This is a genomic window from Bradyrhizobium sp. USDA 3256, assembly GCF_054058275.1.
In genome coordinates this window covers 2,745,751-2,764,481 of the sequence record NZ_JBSSAE010000002.1, presented here as the reverse complement: position 1 = coordinate 2,764,481, position 18,731 = coordinate 2,745,751, and the positions used below count along the sequence as shown (strand labels likewise).

17 protein-coding genes and 2 pseudogenes are annotated in these 18,731 nt (G+C 63.4%); 5 read left to right on the top strand and 14 right to left on the bottom strand.

Annotated features, from left to right (window positions below; all coding sequences use genetic code 11):
* Window positions 1–4 precede the first annotated feature (4 nt).
* The 4 genes from panB to ACVWY5_RS14505 form a co-directional block, all read right to left on the bottom strand.
* Window positions 5–826 carry a 3-methyl-2-oxobutanoate hydroxymethyltransferase gene (panB, locus tag ACVWY5_RS14520; protein ID WP_016839889.1) on the bottom strand — a complete coding sequence of 274 codons (822 nt, stop codon included), beginning with the start codon at window positions 824–826 and terminating at the stop codon, window positions 5–7.
* Window positions 827–828: 2 nt separating this feature from the next.
* Entirely contained in the window at window positions 829–1,413 is a 585-nt protein-coding gene (locus tag ACVWY5_RS14515; RefSeq protein WP_028335132.1) for an NnrU family protein, read from the bottom strand.
* 70 nt (window positions 1,414–1,483) lie between these two features.
* Window positions 1,484–2,095 (bottom strand): hypothetical protein, encoded by a 612-nt coding sequence (locus tag ACVWY5_RS14510; protein WP_028335131.1) that lies wholly within the window; start codon window positions 2,093–2,095, stop codon window positions 1,484–1,486.
* A 237-nt stretch (window positions 2,096–2,332) separates the two neighbouring features.
* Window positions 2,333–3,952, bottom strand: a complete 1,620-nt coding sequence (locus ACVWY5_RS14505; protein ID WP_028335130.1) for a peptide chain release factor 3 — start codon at window positions 3,950–3,952, stop codon at window positions 2,333–2,335.
* Between the two features lie 153 nt (window positions 3,953–4,105).
* Between ACVWY5_RS14505 and sugE the strand changes: the two genes are divergently transcribed.
* Window positions 4,106–4,420, top strand: coding sequence for a quaternary ammonium compound efflux SMR transporter SugE (gene sugE / locus ACVWY5_RS14500; RefSeq protein WP_016839884.1), 315 nt, complete (start codon window positions 4,106–4,108; stop codon window positions 4,418–4,420).
* A 60-nt stretch (window positions 4,421–4,480) separates the two neighbouring features.
* Here sugE and ACVWY5_RS14495 read toward each other — a convergent pair whose 3' ends face one another.
* The 6 genes and pseudogenes from ACVWY5_RS14495 to ACVWY5_RS14470 form a co-directional block, all read right to left on the bottom strand.
* The gene (locus ACVWY5_RS14495; protein WP_028335129.1) at window positions 4,481–5,485 is read right to left on the bottom strand and encodes an inorganic phosphate transporter; all 1,005 of its coding nucleotides are present in this window, start codon (window positions 5,483–5,485) and stop codon (window positions 4,481–4,483) included.
* Between the two features lie 99 nt (window positions 5,486–5,584).
* Entirely contained in the window at window positions 5,585–6,229 is a 645-nt protein-coding gene (locus ACVWY5_RS14490) for a DUF47 domain-containing protein (protein ID WP_028335128.1), read from the bottom strand.
* 146 nt (window positions 6,230–6,375) lie between these two features.
* Window positions 6,376–7,344 (bottom strand): branched-chain amino acid ABC transporter permease, encoded by a 969-nt coding sequence (locus ACVWY5_RS14485; protein WP_028335127.1) that lies wholly within the window; start codon window positions 7,342–7,344, stop codon window positions 6,376–6,378.
* A 1-nt stretch (window position 7,345) separates the two neighbouring features.
* Window positions 7,346–8,209: a branched-chain amino acid ABC transporter permease gene (locus ACVWY5_RS14480; RefSeq protein WP_028335126.1), complete on the bottom strand. Its 864-nt coding sequence runs from the start codon at window positions 8,207–8,209 to the stop codon at window positions 7,346–7,348.
* A gap of 64 nt (window positions 8,210–8,273) precedes the next feature.
* Window positions 8,274–9,503 (bottom strand): ABC transporter substrate-binding protein, encoded by a 1,230-nt coding sequence (locus tag ACVWY5_RS14475; RefSeq protein ID WP_028335125.1) that lies wholly within the window; start codon window positions 9,501–9,503, stop codon window positions 8,274–8,276.
* 64 nt (window positions 9,504–9,567) lie between these two features.
* A pseudogene (locus ACVWY5_RS14470) lies at window positions 9,568–10,092 on the bottom strand (ABC transporter ATP-binding protein); the annotation flags it as partial.
* A gap of 327 nt (window positions 10,093–10,419) precedes the next feature.
* Between ACVWY5_RS14470 and ACVWY5_RS14465 the strand changes: the two are divergent.
* A complete protein-coding gene (locus ACVWY5_RS14465; protein ID WP_321176889.1) occupies window positions 10,420–10,593 on the top strand; it encodes a hypothetical protein in 174 nt (57 codons plus the stop codon).
* Window positions 10,594–10,596: 3 nt separating this feature from the next.
* Entirely contained in the window at window positions 10,597–11,214 is a 618-nt protein-coding gene (locus ACVWY5_RS14460) for a hypothetical protein (RefSeq protein ID WP_028335123.1), read from the top strand.
* 47 nt (window positions 11,215–11,261) lie between these two features.
* Here ACVWY5_RS14460 and ACVWY5_RS14455 read toward each other — a convergent pair whose 3' ends face one another.
* The 3 genes from ACVWY5_RS14455 to ACVWY5_RS14445 all read right to left on the bottom strand — a co-directional run bounded on the left by ACVWY5_RS14455 (window position 11,262) and on the right by ACVWY5_RS14445 (window position 13,317).
* Window positions 11,262–11,630 carry an ArsC family reductase gene (locus ACVWY5_RS14455; protein WP_028335122.1) on the bottom strand — a complete coding sequence of 123 codons (369 nt, stop codon included), beginning with the start codon at window positions 11,628–11,630 and terminating at the stop codon, window positions 11,262–11,264.
* Window positions 11,631–11,746: 116 nt separating this feature from the next.
* Window positions 11,747–12,256 carry a cytochrome P460 family protein gene (locus tag ACVWY5_RS14450; RefSeq protein WP_028335121.1) on the bottom strand — a complete coding sequence of 170 codons (510 nt, stop codon included), beginning with the start codon at window positions 12,254–12,256 and terminating at the stop codon, window positions 11,747–11,749.
* A 20-nt stretch (window positions 12,257–12,276) separates the two neighbouring features.
* Entirely contained in the window at window positions 12,277–13,317 is a 1,041-nt protein-coding gene (locus ACVWY5_RS14445; RefSeq protein WP_028335120.1) for an alpha/beta fold hydrolase, read from the bottom strand.
* Window positions 13,318–13,480: 163 nt separating this feature from the next.
* Between ACVWY5_RS14445 and ACVWY5_RS14440 the strand changes: the two genes are divergently transcribed.
* Together ACVWY5_RS14440 and ACVWY5_RS14435 are read left to right on the top strand one after the other, a co-directional pair.
* Window positions 13,481–15,034 (top strand): winged helix-turn-helix domain-containing tetratricopeptide repeat protein, encoded by a 1,554-nt coding sequence (locus ACVWY5_RS14440; protein WP_028335119.1) that lies wholly within the window; start codon window positions 13,481–13,483, stop codon window positions 15,032–15,034.
* A 335-nt stretch (window positions 15,035–15,369) separates the two neighbouring features.
* The gene (locus ACVWY5_RS14435; protein WP_283090470.1) at window positions 15,370–17,844 is read left to right on the top strand and encodes an arylsulfatase; all 2,475 of its coding nucleotides are present in this window, start codon (window positions 15,370–15,372) and stop codon (window positions 17,842–17,844) included.
* Window positions 17,845–18,064: 220 nt separating this feature from the next.
* Here ACVWY5_RS14435 and ACVWY5_RS14430 read toward each other — a convergent pair.
* A pseudogene (locus ACVWY5_RS14430) lies at window positions 18,065–18,689 on the bottom strand (glutathione S-transferase family protein).
* Window positions 18,690–18,731 lie beyond the last annotated feature (42 nt).

Genomic DNA, 18,731 nt, shown 5'->3' with positions numbered 1-18,731 from the left:
CCCGTCAGCTCTTCTTCATGCCGTAGACGTGTTCCGGTCCCGGGAAGGCGCGGCTCTTCACGTCGCGCGCATAGCCCGCGATCGCCTCCTCGATCATCGGCCCGAGATTGCCGTAGCGGCGCACGAATTTCGGCGCCCGCGGCGACAGGCCGAGCATGTCCTCCAGCACCAGCACCTGGCCGTCGCAGGCCGCGCTGGCGCCGATGCCGATGGTGGGCACGGCGATCGACTGCGTGATCTTGCGCGCCAGCGGCTCGGCAACCGCCTCGACCACGATCGAGAAGGCGCCGGCTTCCGCGATCGCCCTGGCGTCGTTCTCGATCGGCGCCCAGGTCTCCTCCTCGCGGCCCTGCGCGCGGAACGAGCCGAGCGTATTGATCGACTGCGGCGTCAGGCCGATATGGCCCATCACCGGAATGCCGCGCTCGGACAGGAACGCCACCGTCTCTGCCATCCGCGCGCCGCCCTCGAGCTTGACCGCGCCGCACAGCGTCTCCTTCATGATCCGCACCGCGGACTGAAACGCCTGCTCCTTCGAGCCCTCATAGGAGCCGAACGGCATGTCCACCACGACGAGCGCAGCTTGCGAGCCGCGCATCACCGCGCGGCCTTGCAGGATCATCATGTCGAGCGTGACCGGCACCGTGGTCTCGAAGCCGTGCATGACGTTGCCGAGGGAATCGCCGACCAGGATGGCATCGCAATGACGGTCGACCAGCGCCGCGGTGTGCGCGTGATAGGACGTCAGCATCACGATCGGCTCGCCGTTCTTGCGGGCGCGGAGATCGGGCGCGGTCTTGCGCTTGATGGCGGATTGAACAGACATAGTCAGGCTCCCATGACAGGCACGCCGATCACGACCGGGTGGAACGCAAACGCCAGCGCCAGATAGACGATGACACCGACCGCGATCGCGATCAGGTCGTTGGTTGGGCCGCCCACCGGAATCGGGGGCGCGCCGGCATCCGTGCGGCGCTTCAGCGAGATACGGTCATAGACCGCCCAGCCGAGAAACGAGCCGAACAGGATGATCGAGCCGAGGTCGCCATTGGCGAGCAGATGCGCGAACGCCCACAGCTTCACGCCGGCGAGCATCGGATGCTTCAGCGTGGTGTAGATGCGGCCGCGGATATAGGAGGCGACGACGAGGATGACGGCGGGCAGCATCAAGGCCACCGTGATGTGCTTGAGCGCGGTCGGCGGGCTCCAAACGTCGATCCATCCGGTCGCGCGATAATGCGCAAAGCCCCAGATGATCAGCACGAGCCCGGCCGCGGAGGCCAGCGAATAGGCGATCTTGTAGACGCCCTCGCCCATTGCCTTGATCAGGCCGGCGCGCATCTCGCGCAGGCTGGACAGCACATGGACGCCGAGGAACAGCACGAGACCCAGGATCATGACGAGCAGTCCCACGATGTTCCTCCCCTGATCGATTAATGCCTTCGCGTATCACCTTCGCCGGGCGGGTGGCAATGCGTCAGCTTCACGGCTTGTCGGCCGATTTGGCCAGCTCCCGGTTGTCGACATAGCGGATCATGATCGGGCGACCGGCCAGCGCCCCGCCCAATCCGCCGGTGAATTTCAGCGGCAGGCAGGCATCCAGCGAGGCATTGATCGCGTTGAGGTAGGTGGTGCGGGTGTCGGCCGGGATGCCCCGCGTCGAAAACGTCAGGTGCGGCGCGCCGATCATCTCGCCCGATCGTTTGAAGCTGAAACGCACCGACATCTGCATGCCCGCGCGCGCGTCGTCCGGCGGTGGCGGCGCCCAGCAGGCGCGCAGCGCGGCGAACAGATCGCCGATGGTATTGAGATCATGATCCGGCTTGCGATACTTCTCGGCCTGATCCTGCGGTGGCACGGTCAGGATCGTGAGCTGGAGATTTTCGCCGTACGGATAATCCATCTCGGGAAAGCACGGCCCGTGATTGAGCACGCTGCAATAGGACGGGATGCAAGGCCCTTCGTCGAGCACGCTGCAGGGCGTGTGTGCGAAGGGCGCCGGGTTGGTTTGTTGCCGCTGCTGCGCAGAGGCCGCGCTCGCGAGCGCAAAGGCCGGCACGGCAAAAGCGAGACAGATGGCGACGCGTCGGAGCATGCAGGCGGACCCGGATTGCACTCCGGAGAAAATGGGTCCGCAGCCGGAGCGCATCAAGCGGGGCCGTGTTCAAATCCTTGCGCGTGTAGCTGTTATCCGTCGCTCCACAACCCCGCTGTCATCGCCCGGCTCGACCGGGCGATCCAGTATTCCAGAGACGGCTGTTATCGATCGATAGGCGGCGGCGTACTGGGCCCCCGGTCGAGCCCGGCAGACGACAGTGAATGGTCGGCGCCACTACGCCTTCTTCTTCACGTCCTTGACGTTGGAGAAGGTGATGCCCTCGGCGCGCTCGCGGGTGTAGCCGAGATAGAACTCGTTCTTGGCCATGAACACGGGATCGCCGTCGACGTCGTCGGCGATGCCGGAATTGTTGGCGGAGATGAAGGCGTCAAGCTGCTTGCGGTCGTCGGACGAGATCCAACGCGCCAGCGAAAATTCAGAGATCTCGAACTCGACCGGCAGCGAATATTCCGCGTCGAGCCGCGCCTTCAGCACGTCGAGCTGCAGCGGGCCGACCACGCCGACCAGCGCCGGCGCGCCGTCGCGCGGGCGGAACACCTGCACGACGCCCTCCTCCGACATCTGCTGCAAGGCTTCCTTCAGCTTCTTCGCCTTCATCGCATCGGTCAGCCGGACGCGGCGGACGATTTCCGGCGCGAAGCTCGGCACACCGACGAAGGTCAGATCCTCCCCCTCGGTCAGGGTGTCGCCAATCCTGAGCGTGCCATGGTTCGGAATGCCGACGACGTCGCCGGCAAAGGCCTCGTCGGCGACCGAGCGGTCCTGCGCGAAGAAGAACTGCGGGCTCGACAGGCTCATGTTCTTGCCGGTGCGTACCAGCTTGGCCTTCATGCCGCGGCTGAGCTTGCCCGAGCACAGCCGGGCGAACGCGATGCGGTCGCGGTGGTTCGGATCCATGTTGGCCTGGATCTTGAACACGAACGCGCTCATGCGCGGCTCCGATGCCTCGACCTTGCGCAAATCCGAGTCCTGCGCGCGCGGGGCCGGCGCGAACTTGCCGAGGCCTTCCAGCAAATCGCCGACGCCGAAATTGCGCAGCGCGCTGCCGAAATAGACCGGCGTCAGGTGGCCCTCGCGGAACGCCGCGAGCTCGAACGGCTTGCAGGCTTCCGAGGCCAGCGCGAGCTCGTCCTTGACCTCGGCGACGTCGAGATTGGGATTGCGCTTGCCGAGATCGGCGATGTCGATCTGCTCCGTGGCGCCCGTCTTGGCGCCGCCGCCCTCGAGCAGCCGCACGCCGCCATTGACGACGTCATAGGTGCCGAGGAAGTCGCGGCCGCGGCCGACCGGCCAGGTCATCGGCGTGGTGTCGAGCGCCAGCGTCTTCTCGATCTCGTCCAGAAGCTCGAACGTGTCGCGGCTCTCACGGTCCATCTTGTTGATGAAGGTGATGATCGGGATGTCGCGCAGCCGGCACACCTCGAACAGCTTTCGGGTGCGCGCCTCGATGCCTTTCGCGGCGTCGATCACCATGACCGCGGAATCGACCGCGGTCAGCGTGCGATAGGTATCTTCCGAAAAGTCCTCGTGGCCCGGCGTGTCCAGCAGGTTGAACACGAGGTCGTTGAACTCGAAGGTCATCACCGAGGTGACGACCGAGATGCCGCGCTCGCGCTCGATCTTCATCCAGTCCGAGCGGGTGTTGCGCCGCTCGCCCTTGGCCTTGACCTGGCCCGCGAGATTGATGGCGCCGCCGAACAGCAGCAGCTTTTCCGTCAGCGTGGTCTTGCCGGCGTCCGGGTGCGAGATGATCGCAAAGGTGCGCCTTCGCGCCACTTCCTCTGAAAGCGGCGAGCGGGACGGCGATTCGGCTGAAACTGAAATGTCGGACATGGCGGGGCATTTGGCAGGGAAAACGGGCGCAATCAAGGGCGTTTTGTCGCAATGCGGAACGGCCGCACCATCCCCATATAGGCACCGGAAGGACGACCTTCTCCTCACCATACCGTCAGCGGGGACGACCCTGCCTTATCTGGAGGGTTCGTGATGGCTTGGACCATTCTGTTCACCGCTGGCCTGCTCGAGATCGGCTGGGCGATCGGGCTGAAATATACCGAAGGTTTCTCGCGGCTGGTGCCGTCGGTGCTGACGCTGGCGGCGATGGCCGGCAGCGTGATCCTGCTTGGCCTCGCGCTGAAGACGCTGCCGATTGGAACTGCCTATGCGGTCTGGACCGGGATCGGCGCGGTCGGCACCGCGGCGCTCGGCATCATCCTGCTCGGCGAACCCGCGACCGCGATGCGGCTTGCCAGCATCGGACTGATCGTTGCCGGCATCGTCGGGCTGAAGCTGGTCGGCTGATTATTCCTTTTTGGGACGCGTTTTCTTAACGCGAACCGGCTTCCACTTCGCTCGAAAACGCTACTTCAGAATCTGCACCGCCCAATAGCTCGCGGCTGCGACCGCGGCCGACGCCGGGATCGTGATCACCCAGGCGTAGACGATCGAGCTCGCCACATTCCAGCGCACGGCGGAGAGCCGCCGTGCGGCGCCGACGCCGACGATGGCGCCCGTGATGGTGTGCGTGGTCGATACGGGAACCCCGAGATAGGTCGCCATGAACAGCGTCACGGCGCCGCCGGTTTCGGCGCAGAAACCCTGCATCGGCGTCAGCTTGGTGATCCGCAGCCCCATGGTGCGGACGATCCGCCAGCCGCCCATCAGGGTACCCAGCGCCATCGCGCTCTGGCAGGCCAGCACCACCCAGAACGGAATTTCGAACTTGTCGCCGAGATGGCCCTGCGAATAGAGCAGCACGGCGATGATGCCCATGGTCTTTTGCGCGTCGTTGCCGCCATGGCCGAGCGAATAGAGCGACGCCGAGGCGAATTGCAGGATGCGGAACGCGCGATCGACCGCGAACGGCGTCGAGCGCACCGAGAGCCAGGACACGATCGCGACCAGCACCAGCGCCAGCAGGAAGCCGACCAGCGGCGACAGCACGATCGCGAGCAAGGTCTTGGAGAGCCCGCTCCACACCGCCGCCGAAATGCCCGCCTTCGCCATGCCGGCGCCGACCAGGCCGCCGATCAGCGCGTGCGAGCTCGACGACGGAATGCCCAGCGCCCAGGTGATCACGTTCCAGACGATCGCGCCGACCAGCGCGGCGAAGATCACGGTCGCATCCACCACCGACGGCTCGATGATCCCGGTGCCGATCGTGTTGGCAACGTGCAGGCCGAACACCAGGAACGCGACGAAGTTGAAGAACGCCGCCCAGAACACCGCATATTGCGGCCGCAGCACGCGGGTCGAGACGATGGTTGCAATCGAGTTCGCGGCGTCGTGCAGGCCATTCAGGAAGTCGAACAGCAGCGCGACCGCGATCAGGATGGTCAGAATTGGAAGACCCAGCGTGGCGTCCACGTGATGCCCCGCTCTATAGTGCTTTGTTGAGCATGATCGCCGCGCAAACACCTCGCGTTTGTCGCAGGGAAAACCGCATCACACTTTTCCGGATCATGCTCAGACTTGCTCGATCACGATCGAGTTGATCTCGTTGGCGACGTCGTCGAAACGGTCGGCCACTTTCTCAAGATGGTCGTAGATCTCCGCGCCGACGATGTAGTCCATCGTGTTGGCGTCGCGATGCTTCAGGAAAAGCTCCTTGAGCCCGATATCCTGGAGATCGTCGACCCGGCCCTCGAGCTTGGTCAGCTCCTCGGTGATCTGGGTCAGCATCGAGACGTTGTGGCCGATCGACTGCAACAGGGGCAGCGCGCGGCCGACCAGATTGGCGCATTCGACGATCAAAGTGCCCATCTCGCGCATCGGCGGCTCGAACTCGCGCACCTCGAACAGCATGACCGCCTTTGCGGTCGCCTGCATCTGGTCGACGGCGTCGTCCATCGAGGTGATCAGGTTCTTGATATCGCCGCGATCGAACGGGGTGATGAAGGTGCGGCGGACCGCGGTCAGAACCTCGCGGGTGACGCTATCGGCGTCGTTCTCGAACTGATTGACGCGCTGGCAGAAGACGGGAGTCTCCTCCCCGCCCTTCAGCATGTCCTGCAACGCCAATGCGCATTGCACGGAGGTCCGGGCGTGTCGGGCGAACAGGTCGAAAAACCGCTCTTCCTTGGGCAGGAAGGCGCGAAACCAGCGCAGCATGTCTCAGTTCCATCATTCCGGGACAGCCCTTTTAGCGACTGTCACAGAACTGTCATAGAGCATCTGGCGGGGAAAACACCTGACACGACCGCCCGAGCGGGCGGTCGTCCACCGCTAAAGTCGGCCGAAAATCGCCGAGACCTGCCCTACAGCGACCGCCGCAGGAGGTGGGCGAGCTCACCGACCAGGCCGCGCCGGAACAGCAGCACGCAGGTCACGAAGATCACACCCTGGATCACCGTCACCCATTGGCCGAAACCGGCGAGATATTGCTGCATGGCGATGATCACGAAGGCGCCGACCACCGGGCCGAAGATGGTGCCGAGACCGCCGACCAGCGTCATCAGCACGATTTCACCGGACATCGACCAGTGCACGTCGGTGAGCGAGGCATTCTGCGCCACGAACACCTTCAGCGAGCCGGCAAAGCCCGCCAGCGTGCCCGACAGGATGAAGGCGAGCAGCTTGTACTGGTCGGTCTTGTAGCCGAGCGAGATCGCACGCGGCTCGTTCTCGCGGATCGACTTCAGCACCTCGCCGAACGGCGAATTGATAGTGCGGTAGATCAGCAGGAAGCCGGCGAGGAAGCCGACCAGCACGACATAGTAAAGCACCAGCGGCTTCGAAAGATCGAAGATTCCGAGCAGGTGGCCTTGCGGAATGCCCTGGATGCCGTCTTCACCATGGGTGAACGGCGCCTGCAAATAGAGGAAGTAAAGCAGCTGCGACAGCGCCAGCGTGATCATCGAGAAATAGATGCCCTGCCGCTTGATCGAGATGTAGCCGGTGACCAGGCCGAGCAAGGCCGCGGCCGCGGTGCCGACCAGGATGCCGAGCTCCGGCGACAGCCCCCACACCTTGAGCGCATGCGCCGAGACGTAACCGGCTGTGCCGAGGAACATCGCGTGGCCGAACGACAGCAGGCCGCCATAGCCGATCAGGAGGTTGAAGGCGCAGGCGAGCAGCGCGAAGCACAGCGCCTGCATGACGAAGAACGGATAGATCCCCGTCCACGGCACGATCGCCAGCAGCAGCGCCATCGCGGCGAATACGATCATCTCGTCGCGCATCGCGCGCGGCGTGATCGGAAGTGTATCGTCGGTCAATGCTGACATATCAAGCCGCCCGTCCCGTCAGTCCCGTTGGCTTCACCAGCAACACCACCACCATCAGGACAAACACCACGGTGTTGGAGGCCTCGGGATAAAAATACTTGGTCAGTCCCTCGATCACGCCGAGCGCGAAGCCGGTGATGATCGAACCCATGATCGAGCCCATGCCGCCAATCACGACCACCGCGAACACGACGATGATGAGATCGGCGCCCATCAGCGGGCGGACCTGGTTGATCGGCGCCGACAGCACGCCGGCGAGTGCGGCAAGACCGACACCGAGCCCGTAGGTCAGCGTGATCATGCGCGGCACGTTGATGCCGAACGCGCGCACCAGCGTCGGGTTCTCGGTCGCGGCGCGCAGGTAGGCGCCGAGCTGCGTCTTCTCGATCAGGAACCACGTGGCAAGGCACACCACGAGCGAGAAGACGACGACCCAGCCGCGATAGATCGGCAGGAACATGAAGCCGAGATTGACGCCGCCCTTGAGCTGATCCGGGATCGAGTAAGGCAGGCCCGAGGACCCGAAATAGTTCTGGAACACGCCCTGCACGATCAGCGCGATGCCGAAGGTCAGCAGCAGTCCGTAGAGATGATCGAGGCCGGTCAGCCATTGCAGCATGGTCCGCTCGAGGATCATGCCGAAGATGCCGACCACGACGGGTGCGATGATCAGCGCCCACCAGTAATTGATGCCGCCCAGGTTGAGCAGGAAATACGCCACGAAGGCGCCCATCATGTAGAGCGCGCCATGCGCGAAATTGATGATGTTGAGCATGCCGAAGATGACGGCGAGCCCCAGACTGAGCAGCGCGTAGAACGAGCCGTTGATCAGTCCCACCAGAAGCTGTGCGTAGAGAGCCTGCATCGAATGAGCTTTCGCTAGATAGATGAAGCCCGCCGGCCACGCCCATGGCCGGCGGGCATGATCGTCACTTCTTCAGAAGCGCGCAGGTGCTCTTGTCGAGCGGCGTGAAGGCCTGGTTGCCCGGCACGGTGCCAACCAGCTTGTAGAAGTCCCACGGTCCCTTGGACTCCGAGGGCTTCTTCACCTCGAACAGATAGGCGTCGTGGGTGACGCGGCCATTGGCCTCGACCTCGCCCTTGCCGAACAGCGGATCGTCGGTCGGGATCGTCTTCATCTTCGCGACCACCTTGGCGCCGTCATGCGGATTGCCGCCGAGCGCTTCCAGCGCCTTGAAGTAATGCATGAGGCCCGCATAGACGCCGGCCTGCACCATGGTCGGGGGCGCGCTGTTCTTCATCCGCTCCGAGAAGCGCTTGGAGAACGCGCGGGTCTTGTCGTTGAGGTCCCAGTAGAACGTCTCGGTAAAGTTGAGGCCCTGCGCGGTCTCGAGCCCGATCGCCTTGACGTCGGTGAGGAACAGCAGCAGCGCCGCGAGCTTCTGGCCGCCCTTGACGATGCCGAACTCGGCCGCCTGCTTGATCGAGTTGGTGGTGTCGCCGCCGGCATTGGCGAGGCCGATGATCTTGGCCTTGGAAGCCTGCGCCTGCAGCAGGAAGGAGGAGAAGTCAGCGGTGTTGAGCGGATGCTTGACGCCGCCGACCACCTTGCCGCCATTGGCGGTGACGACGGCCGTGGTGTCGCGCTCGAGCGCGGCGCCGAACGCGTAATCCGCGGTGAGGAAGAACCAGGTGTCCCCGCCCGCCTTCACCAGCGCCTGGCCGGTGGCGTGGGCGAGCATGTAGGTGTCGTAGGTCCAGTGCACCGTATTCGGCGAGCACTGCGCGTTGGTGAGATCGGAGGTGGCGGCGCCCGAATTGATGTAGACGCCGTTCTTTTCCTTCACGACGTTGTTGACCGCGAGCGCGACGCCGGAATTCGGCACGTCGACGATGGTGTCGACCTTGTCGACGTCGAACCACTGCCGGGCGATGGTGGTGCCGATATCGGGCTTGTTCTGGTGATCGCCGGAGATCAGGTCGATGGTCCAGCCCTTGGCCTTGAGGCCGGAGTCCTCGATCGCCATCTGCGCCGCCAGCGTCGAGCCGGGGCCGGCGAGATCGGCGTAGAGGCCGGACTGATCCGACAGCGCGCCGATCTTGACCGTCTTGTCGAGCTTTTCCTGGGCGGAGGCGACGCTTGCGGCAGACAGCACCATCGCGGTGCCGAGCAGGAGCGCCGAAATCTTGTTATTCATATCGTATTCCCTCGTCTTAAATTTTCTGGTTCTGGCGATATCAGACGCCGAGATAGGTATGGAGCTCGTCGAGCAGCATCATCTCGGGGTCGAGCGCGAGCGTCGTTGCAATTTCAAGTGCGCGCTTGCGGCCGTACGGCATCTCGACCGCCGGCGTGTTGGCGAATTCGCTCAAGCCGACGTCGTTCAGGAGCTCATGGGCGCGCGGATTGAAGCGGTCGAGCACGCTTTTCGAACGCCAGAAATCGAACGACGAACCGTGTTGCCGCTGCAGCGCCACGCGAACGTTCTCGAGCGCGGTCAGATGCGGAAATACCGCCGAAATCTGAAACGAACGGACCAGCCCGAGGCGCGCCACGTCGGCCGGCGGCATCGCGGTGATGTCGTGGCCCTTGTAGCGAATCTGGCCTGCCGACGGCTTCAGGAATTTGGTCAGCAGATTGAAACAGGTCGTCTTGCCGGCGCCGTTCGGCCCGATCAACGCATGGATACTGCCCCGACGCACTTTCAACGCGACGTCGCGAACGGCGAAGAAACCCGCGAATTCCTTGGTCAATCCGCTGGTTTCGAGGATGAACTCATCTGCCAAATAGATTCCCCCATACGCCATCGCTGCGAAGCCCCTCGCCCGCGTGGCCAGCTTTTTTCGTGTCCGACAGGCGTCCGATCCGTCTTGGAAACCGTCCGGGGCCCGTCGCCTCCGGGCCGGAATATGCCGTCATCTGCGGCGGTTACGCAAGGTGGAAAGCTGTGCACTGCGGCATCAGCGTGACCGGTTCCGGTTGATCCTTAGTCGAATGGCATTTCGGCGCGCTTTGCGCCTCGGGAAAGCGGTCGTTAACGGTGTTTTGCTCCGGACTCCCGCTTTCATAGAATATTTGCGCCTCTCGCCGAAGCTCCGGCTATTGCATGATGAATGGCCAGAGCCTTGCATTTCGAGCGCGCCAACTCTTCGGTCGTCAAATCGATCCCGCAACGTGATTTCCTCGGCACGTGGCTGCGACTTTATGCCCGCAGCCAAACCATCCCGCAGATCGATGAACTTGTCCTTGGCCGCATCCCGTTCGGGGATGTGCCTGAATTCGGCTAGCCGATGCAATTCAGAAGTGCCGATCCATCGGTGGTCAAATCGATCACGCAGCGGGTGCTGCTGAACGCCTGGCTGCGCGCGCTGCGTATGCCGGACGCGCTTCCCCTGCTGTGCGACTTCCACATCGAGGACACCGCCGACGAGCGCGCCGACATGATGAGCTTCGACGTGGTCGGCAGTGGCGAAGCCGCGCGTTTCCTGATCACGCAGGAAGGCGCGAGGCTGACGACGGCCTATGGCAACGAGCACGTCGAGTCGCGGCTGCGCACCAACCGCTATCTTGACGATGCGATCGGACCCGAGCGCTACGCGGGGGTCATCCTGTCATATCGTGCCTGCCTGGCGCGCAAGCGCCCGACCTACACCGTTGCGACGGTCGCCGACGCCGACGGCAAAGAGGTTTCCTATGAACGGCTGCTCTTGCCGTTCGGACGCGGCGATGCCGTCGAGCACATCATCGGCTCCTATAAGGCGATCAGCATCGAAGGCCGCTTTCGGCTGCACAATCTGATGGGGGTGGCTGCGAAGTCGGCCCCGGTGGTCACGGAGCGGGCCGTGATCAACCGCAGGTTCGTCCCGACGGATCGTCCGGCGAGCCATGAATCAGCCGAGTTGATCTAGACGCGTCGCTTCATGCGAAGCAGTCACCCCATCGCTGGAGGCGCCCCCTAGCCCTTCTTGCGCGCCTTCGCCGGCACTTCCTTGGCGTAGATGTCCGGCTTGAAGCCGACGACGCGCTTCGGCCCGAGATCGAGCACCGGGCGCTTGATCATCGAAGGCTGCTCGGCCATCAGCGCCAGTGCCTTGCGTTCGTTCAAGCCTTCCTTGTCGGCATCGGGCAGCTTCTTGAAAGTCGTACCGGCGCGATTGAGCAGCGTCTCCCAGCCGACCTCGTCGCTCCACTGCTTGAGCTTGTCCTTGGCGATCCCGGCGGTCTTGTAGTCGTGGAAGTCGTAGGCGACGCCGTGATCGTCGAGCCAGGCCCGCGCCTTCTTCATGGTGTCGCAGTTCTTGATGCCGTAGATGGTGATGGTCAAAACCGTTCCCCGCATGCGATTGCGGCGGGGAAATTAGCCTCGCGGCAATCCCGGCGCCAGATCGGAGCTATCAGGTCTCCACACCGATATTGCCGGCGTTCAATTATTGCCGGCGTTCAATGCGCGTAATGGGTAAAGACGAAATCGTGATCGCTGGCGTGGGCCTCGTGGCAGGCAAAACACGTCTCGTGCTGGGCGGCGTCGACCGGCTTGCCGTCGATGAAGCGGCCGAAACCCCAGCCGCCGGTGGAGGCATATTTGGCGGAGTCCTTGACCATGACCTGCACGGTGGTCGCGGGCCCCGTGATGAAGGCGCCGTCGAGGCCTTCAACCGGCTTGCGCTTCCAAGCCAGCTTGACCAGCACGGTGCCGTCGGGGAAACGCGCGGCGCCGTCCTGATAGGCCTTCACGGCGGTCCGGTTGCCGAGCACGCTGCGAAGTTCGTCCAGCCCGGTCTCCTCGCCGACCGCGATCAGCTTCCAGTCGCGATAGCCGTCAGGAATTTTCACGCCGAAGATCGGCGATGCCGGTGCCGCGTCATCGGCGCGCCCAACGGCGAACGGCAGTGCCGCGCTGATGCAGGCTGCCGCGATCGCGGCAGCTGCCCATTTCACAATTTGTCTCATGATCGGTGATCCGCTCCGTCTCAGGCCTTGCTGACGTCGATGATGGCCTGGACGAAGGCCTGCGGCGCTTCCTGCGGCAGATTGTGGCCGATGCCGCCGGTCAGCAGCCGATGCTCATAATGGCCGGAGAACTTCCTGGCATAAGCCGCGGGCTCCGGATGCGGCGCGCCGTTGGCATCGCCCTCCATCGTGATGGTCGGGATCGCGATGACGGGCGCCTGGGCGAGCGTCTTCTCGAACGCGTCGTACTTCGCCTCGCCCTCGGCGAGACCAAGCCGCCAGCGGTAATTGTGGATCACGATATCGACATGATCAGGGTTCTCGAAGGCCGCCGCGCTGCGGTCATAGGTGGCGTCGTCGAACTTCCATTGCGGCGACGCCAGCTGCCAGATCAGCTTGGCAAAGTCATGCCGGTTCTTGGCGTAGCCCTCGCGGCCGCGCTCGGTCGCGAAATAGAACTGGTACCACCATTGCAGCTCGGCCTTCGGCGGCAGCGGCATCTTGCCGGCCGCCTGGCTGCCGATCAGATAGCCGCTCACCGAGACCATGGCCTTGCAGCGCTCGGGCCAGAGCACCGCCATGATGTTGGCGGTGCGCGCGCCCCAATCATAGCCGCCGAGCACAGCCTTCTCGATCTTCAACGCGTCCATCAGCGCGATGATGTCGGCTGAGACCGCGACCGGCTGGCCGCTGCGCATGGTGTCGCTGGAGAGGAAGCGCGTCGTGCCGTAGCCGCGCAGATGCGGCACGATCACGCGGTAGCCGGCCTCGGCCAGCGCCGGCGCGACGTCGGCATAGCTGTGGATGTCGTAGGGCCAGCCATGCAGCAGGATCACTGCGGGACCGGACGCAGGCCCCATCTCGACATAACCGGTATCAAGCACGCCGGCATTGATCTGCTTGACGGGACCGATCGAGGTATGGGCGCCGGCCTTGATCGCAGGCAGCGCCGGCTTGGACTGGGCCTGAGCCGAATAGACGAGGCCGAGCTTGGAAGCAGCGAGGATCCCGCCGGCGATGCCGAGGAAGCGGCGGCGTTGCTGATTGATGGATTGCGACATGGCGATCTCCTGCGTCTGGTGTCGGGATGAAATATTGCAGAGACCGCCCCCGTCCGCTTTCAGAGGACGTGGATTTGTCCTTCAGACCGTCGTGATTTTGGCTCCGGGCCGCCTGTGCTAGGTTCCGCCACGCATTCAGCCGCCGGCCGCCGGACTCTTCGATTTGACTTACCATTTCAACGACTTGACCCTCGATTCCGAACGCCGTGAGCTGCGCCGTGGCGATGCTCTGGTGGCCGTCGAGCCGCAGGTCTTCGACCTCATCGAGTTCCTGATCCGCGCCCGTGACCGGGTGGTCAGCCGCGACGAGGTGCTGGCCGCCGTCTGGCACGGCCGGATCGTCTCGGAAGCGACGCTGAGCAGCCGGGTCAATGCGGCACGGACCGCGATCGGCGACAATGGTGAGGAACAGCGGCTGATCCGCACCCTGCCCCGCAAAGGTCTCCGCTTTGTCGGCGATGTCAGGGAGGGCGCCGCGCCCACTCATCCGATCGCGGCCAACGGCACCCCGCCGCGGCCGAGCGAGGGCCCGTCGATCGCGGTGCTGCCCTTCACCAATATGAGCGGCGATCCCGAGCAGGATTATTTCGCCGACGGCATCGCCGAGGATATCACCACCGCGCTCGCGCGTTGCAGCCGCCTCACCGTGATCGCGCGCAACTCCGCCTTCACCTACAAGGGCAAGGCGGTCGACATCCGCCAGGTCGGACGCGATCTCGGCGTCGGCTATGTGCTCGAAGGCAGCGTCCGCCGCGGCGGCGATCGGCTGCGCATCACCGGGCAGCTGATCGACGCCGTCTCCGGCGCGCATCTGTGGGCCGACCGGTTCGACGGCGCGGCGACCGACGTGTTCGATCTGCAGGACCGCATCACCGAGAACGTGGTCGGCGCGATCGAGCCGACCCTGCTCGTCGCGGAAGCCGAGCGGGTCCGGGCAGCGCCGCCCGACAGGCTCGACGCCTACGATTTGCTGCTGCGCGCCTACAGTCTGCGCTACGAGTTCACGCCCGAGAGCATGGAAGCGGCACTCGATTGCCTCGACCAGGCACTGGCGCTCGACCCCGCCTATGCACCGGCGCTGGCGGCCTCCGCCTATTGTCATGCGATGCGCCATGTCCAGGGCTGGCTGAAGCCGAATGATGCCTACCGGGAACGCGCGGTCGCGCAAGCCTGGCGCGCGGTCGAGCTCGCGCCCGGTGACCCGCAGGTCTTGTGGATGGCGGCGTTCGCGATCTGGAACATGGCCGACGAGATCGAGCCCGCGCGCGAATTGTTCGAGCGCTCGCTTGCGATCAATCCGAACTCGGCGATGGCGCTGGTGCTCGGCGGCTGGATCGAGGCGATGCGTGGTAATCAGAAAGCCGGCCGCGCCATGATCGAGCGCGCGCAACGGCTGAACCCGCGCGACCCGCGCGGCTGGTTCGCCGCCGCGGCGCTCGCGATCTGCGCGGTGCTCGACCAGAATTTCACTGAGGCGGTTGTTTGGGCCGACAAGGCGCTGGCGCAGAACCGACGTTTCGCGGTGGCGCTGCGCGTCCTGATCGTGGCGCTGGTCAAGACCGGCGACGACGCGCGTGCGACCCAGATCGCGCGCGAATTGCTCAAGGTCGATCCGGAGTTCACGATCTCCGGCTTCCTGTCGCGGATTCCGTTCCCGGTGCAATCGATGTCCGCGACCTATCGCGAGACCCTCAAGGCGGCCGGCGTCCCGGATTGACGCCGCTCCGAGGACGCAACGATCATTCACCCGTGGCACGCCGCGCGGCCTGCCTGGCAGCATCGGCCTGATGGGAGTCCATCCCTCGTCGGAGAGTTCGTGGCGCACGCTTCGGCGCCTTCGGTTCAGGATTTGAATCTTGGGCCGGCAGTGAGACTCAATGAGCCTGTGCCGACGGGAGCGGTCGCGATGTGGCCGAAAGCGGACGCATTATGCTCACGTCGAGTTTGACCCCGAAGCTGACATTCGTTGATCTAAATCAACCCCAAGCTGCCGGCCGTTTATTTCAGTGTCAGTATGTGGCCCGTGCGTCGAGCCCGTCTGGAGGATCGATCATGAATTTGTCCGCCCTGATGTTGTCTACTGCTGCGTTGACCTTGCTCACAACGCTGCCCTCGATAGCGCAGCAGACGACCGGAGCAGCGGGTTCGCCCGGCGCTACGATCACAATCGACGGCAAGCAGCTTCCCCCCGAACCTCCGAAGTTCGGCGGCGTGATCAACGAAACCGCCAAAGACTCAAAGCCCTACTGGCCACCGTCCGTCGTGCCGCCCAAAGGCGCGCCAAACGTACTGCTGATCATGACCGACGACCAAGGTTATGGTGTGTCGGGTACGTTCGGTGGCGTCGTTCCGACCCCTGCGATGGATCGTGTCGCCAAGGCCGGCTTGCGCTATACGCAATTTCACTCGACAGCACTTTGCTCGCCGACGCGGGCGGCACTAATTACCGGTCGTAACCACCACTCTGTCGGGTTTGGCGTGATCGGTGAAATGTCGACCGGTTATCCCGGATACGATTCCGTCATCGGACCTGAGAGCGCGACAATCGGGACGATTCTGCGGGACAATGGCTTTGCGACCTCATGGTTCGGCAAGAACCACAACACGCCGACCTATACGTACAGCTCGGCGGGGCCGTTCGATCAATGGCCGATCGGCATGGGATTTGAGTATTTTTACGGATTCATGGGCGGCGAGACGGACCAATGGACGCCCTATCTGTTTCGTAACACGACCCAGGTATTTCCGTGGATCGGCAAGCAAAACTACAACCTCATCACGGATATGGCGGACGACGCCATCAACTACATGAACGGATTGAACGCCGCCGCTCCCGACAAACCGTTCTTCGTCTACTACGTGCCCGGAGGAACGCATTCGCCGCATCAGCCGAAAAAGGAATGGATAGACAAGTTCAAGGGCAAGTTCGACATGGGTTGGGAGAAGCTGCGTGAGCAGATTTTCTCCAACCAGAAAAAGCTCGGCGTGATCCCGGCTAACACCCAGCTCACCCCATGGCCCGACACGTTGCCGAAGTGGGACTCGCTGTCATTGATTCAGAAGAAGCTATATGCGCGCGAGGCCGAGGTATTTGCCGGCTACGCGGCATATACCGACTATGAGATCGGCCGCGTCATCCAGGCCGTCCAGGACATGGGCAAGCTCGATAACACTCTGATCATTTACATCAGTGGTGACAACGGCACTAGCGCTGAAGGGACGTTGGAAGGCACTCCGAACCAGATGACCGCCTACAACGGCGTGTTGAAATTGCCCGAAGCCGAGCTGATGCTCCATTACGAGAATTGGGGCTCCGACAAGACCTACCCGCACATGTCGGTGGCATGGTCCTGGGCCTTCGACACGCCGTTCAAATGGACCAAGCAGGTGGCATCGCATTTCGGCGGCACCCGGCAGGGTATGGCCATCTCATGGCCCGGACACATCAAGGATGTCGGCGGCATTCGCTCCCAGTTCCACCACATGATCGACATCGTGCCGACCATTCTTGAAGCCACAGGCATCCAAGCTCCGACGACGGTGAACGGAATTGCTCAAAAGCCCATCGAGGGCGTGAGCATGGCTTACACGTTCGACCAGGCCAATGCCAACGCGCCGTCGAAACGCGACACCCAGTACTTCGAGATGTTCGCCAACCGCGGAATCTATCACGATGGTTGGTATGCATGCACGACGCCGCCGGCGCCGCCCTGGCTTCTGGGAACGGCCAAGCTACCTGAGATCAGCGACTACAAGTGGGAACTCTACAACATCGCGGACGACTATTCGCAAAACAACGACCTTGCCGGTCAGAATCCCGACAAGCTGAAGGAGATGCAGGCGTTGTTCCTGGCGGAGGCAGCCAAATTTCAGGTCTTGCCTTTGGATAATTCAGTTCTGCCGCGCCTCATCACACCGCGGCCGAGCGCCACCGCGGGACGGACCGTCTTCACGTATACAGGTTTCAATTCCGGTATTCCGGTCGATAACGCGCCAAGCCTCTTAAACAAAGACTTCAAGATCACTGCCGAGATCACGGTCCCACCGGGCGGGGCCGAGGGCATGATCGCAACGCTTGGCGGCCGCTTCGCCGGGTATGGCCTATACCTGCTGAAAGGCAAGCCCGTCTTTGTCTACAACATGCTGGATCTGAAACGGTATCGCTGGGAAGCCGGCGTAGGAGCGCGCGACTGGCTCGGCTCGCCGCTCAAGCCGGGCAAGCATACGATCGTGTTCGATTTCAAATATGATGGGCCCGGCTTCGGCAAAGGCGGCACCGGGGTACTCTCGGTAGACGGCAAAGAGATTTCCCGCAAGTCGATGCCGCACTCGATTGCGTTCCTGATGGCCATCGACGAGTCTTTCGACATCGGCTCCGATACCCGGACCGGCGTGGATGACAGCTACAAGCTGCCATTCCAGTTCACCGGGAAGATCGACAAGCTGACCTTCAACCTCGGGGCAACGCAACTATCGAGCGATGAGCAGAAGGTAATGCGGCACGCGCTTGAAAAAGCCAGGGATTGAACTGACCTTTCGCTGATTACAAGCCCGCGATTGGCACGAGGCGGAAACAATCAACCGCGAGTCGACGTCTGCTACAGGCCCTTTCGGCGGTCTCGGGAGATATCCGCTTCTCCGCCGCTGATGGGGGCTAAGCGGACATCGGGCGCCAGCCGCTCGATGAGTACACGGCCCAGGCAGTAGACTTGTAAGCCCGGAGCCACAGCCGGATTGAAGCGAAACACTACAATCCCGGTGATCTTGCCGCCCAGGCCTTGGTGGCCTGGCAGCTTTCCATCGCTCGGAGGTAGGCAGGGCGTACCGTCGTGCGGGCGAGATAGTCCCGCTCGGTCGGACCGGGGACGTAGTTGCCGGTTCGCAGGCCGAGCAGCAGGGCGTAGCTCACCGAGATATCGGCAGCCGTGAAGCGGTCGCCGGCGAGATAGGGGCAATCCGCGAGGCGGCGGGCTCTCGAAGGTCTCGCGTGCCCAGCGGGTCACCCGGGCATCTCGCTCGGCTACGGGCGCCAGTTGGCGACCGACAATGACGGCGTTCATCGGCCCCGCGAGCCCGGCCTCGCCCAAGTGGAGAAATTGCAGATAGGAAGCGAAGGCGGGATCATCAGGGGCGACGGCAAGCGAACCCGAGCCGTGGCGGGCGAGCAGGTACTCGAGAATCCCAATCGATTCGACCATGATTGTCTCGCCGTCCTGCAGTACGGGAATGAAGCCGGCGGGGTTGATCGCGAGGAAATCGCGATCATTCTCGACTGCGAACAGATCGACCGGGCGCAGCCGATACGCCAATCCCAATTCCTCGAGCAGCCAGACAACACGGAAGCCACGACCTTCGCCATAGACGGTGAGCATGGTTAAGCGTTCCTGGATTGGGCTAGTGGATCGAATCTAACG

What these genes read in the sequence shown, in the direction of transcription:
- panB (WP_016839889.1), bottom strand. Translation starts at nt 826, where the DNA reads ATGTCTGTTCAATCCGCCATCAAGCGCAAGACCGCGCCCGATCTCCGC.
- ACVWY5_RS14510 (WP_028335131.1), bottom strand. Translation starts at nt 2,095, where the DNA reads ATGCTCCGACGCGTCGCCATCTGTCTCGCTTTTGCCGTGCCGGCCTTT.
- ACVWY5_RS14505 (WP_028335130.1), bottom strand. Translation starts at nt 3,952, where the DNA reads ATGTCCGACATTTCAGTTTCAGCCGAATCGCCGTCCCGCTCGCCGCTT.
- sugE (WP_016839884.1), top strand. Translation starts at nt 4,106, where the DNA reads ATGGCTTGGACCATTCTGTTCACCGCTGGCCTGCTCGAGATCGGCTGG.
- ACVWY5_RS14490 (WP_028335128.1), bottom strand. Translation starts at nt 6,229, where the DNA reads ATGCTGCGCTGGTTTCGCGCCTTCCTGCCCAAGGAAGAGCGGTTTTTC.
- ACVWY5_RS14485 (WP_028335127.1), bottom strand. Translation starts at nt 7,344, where the DNA reads ATGTCAGCATTGACCGACGATACACTTCCGATCACGCCGCGCGCGATG.
- ACVWY5_RS14480 (WP_028335126.1), bottom strand. Translation starts at nt 8,209, where the DNA reads ATGCAGGCTCTCTACGCACAGCTTCTGGTGGGACTGATCAACGGCTCG.
- ACVWY5_RS14475 (WP_028335125.1), bottom strand. Translation starts at nt 9,503, where the DNA reads ATGAATAACAAGATTTCGGCGCTCCTGCTCGGCACCGCGATGGTGCTG.
- ACVWY5_RS14465 (WP_321176889.1), top strand. Translation starts at nt 10,420, where the DNA reads ATGGCCAGAGCCTTGCATTTCGAGCGCGCCAACTCTTCGGTCGTCAAA.
- ACVWY5_RS14460 (WP_028335123.1), top strand. Translation starts at nt 10,597, where the DNA reads ATGCAATTCAGAAGTGCCGATCCATCGGTGGTCAAATCGATCACGCAG.
- ACVWY5_RS14450 (WP_028335121.1), bottom strand. Translation starts at nt 12,256, where the DNA reads ATGAGACAAATTGTGAAATGGGCAGCTGCCGCGATCGCGGCAGCCTGC.
- ACVWY5_RS14445 (WP_028335120.1), bottom strand. Translation starts at nt 13,317, where the DNA reads ATGTCGCAATCCATCAATCAGCAACGCCGCCGCTTCCTCGGCATCGCC.
- ACVWY5_RS14435 (WP_283090470.1), top strand. Translation starts at nt 15,370, where the DNA reads ATGAATTTGTCCGCCCTGATGTTGTCTACTGCTGCGTTGACCTTGCTC.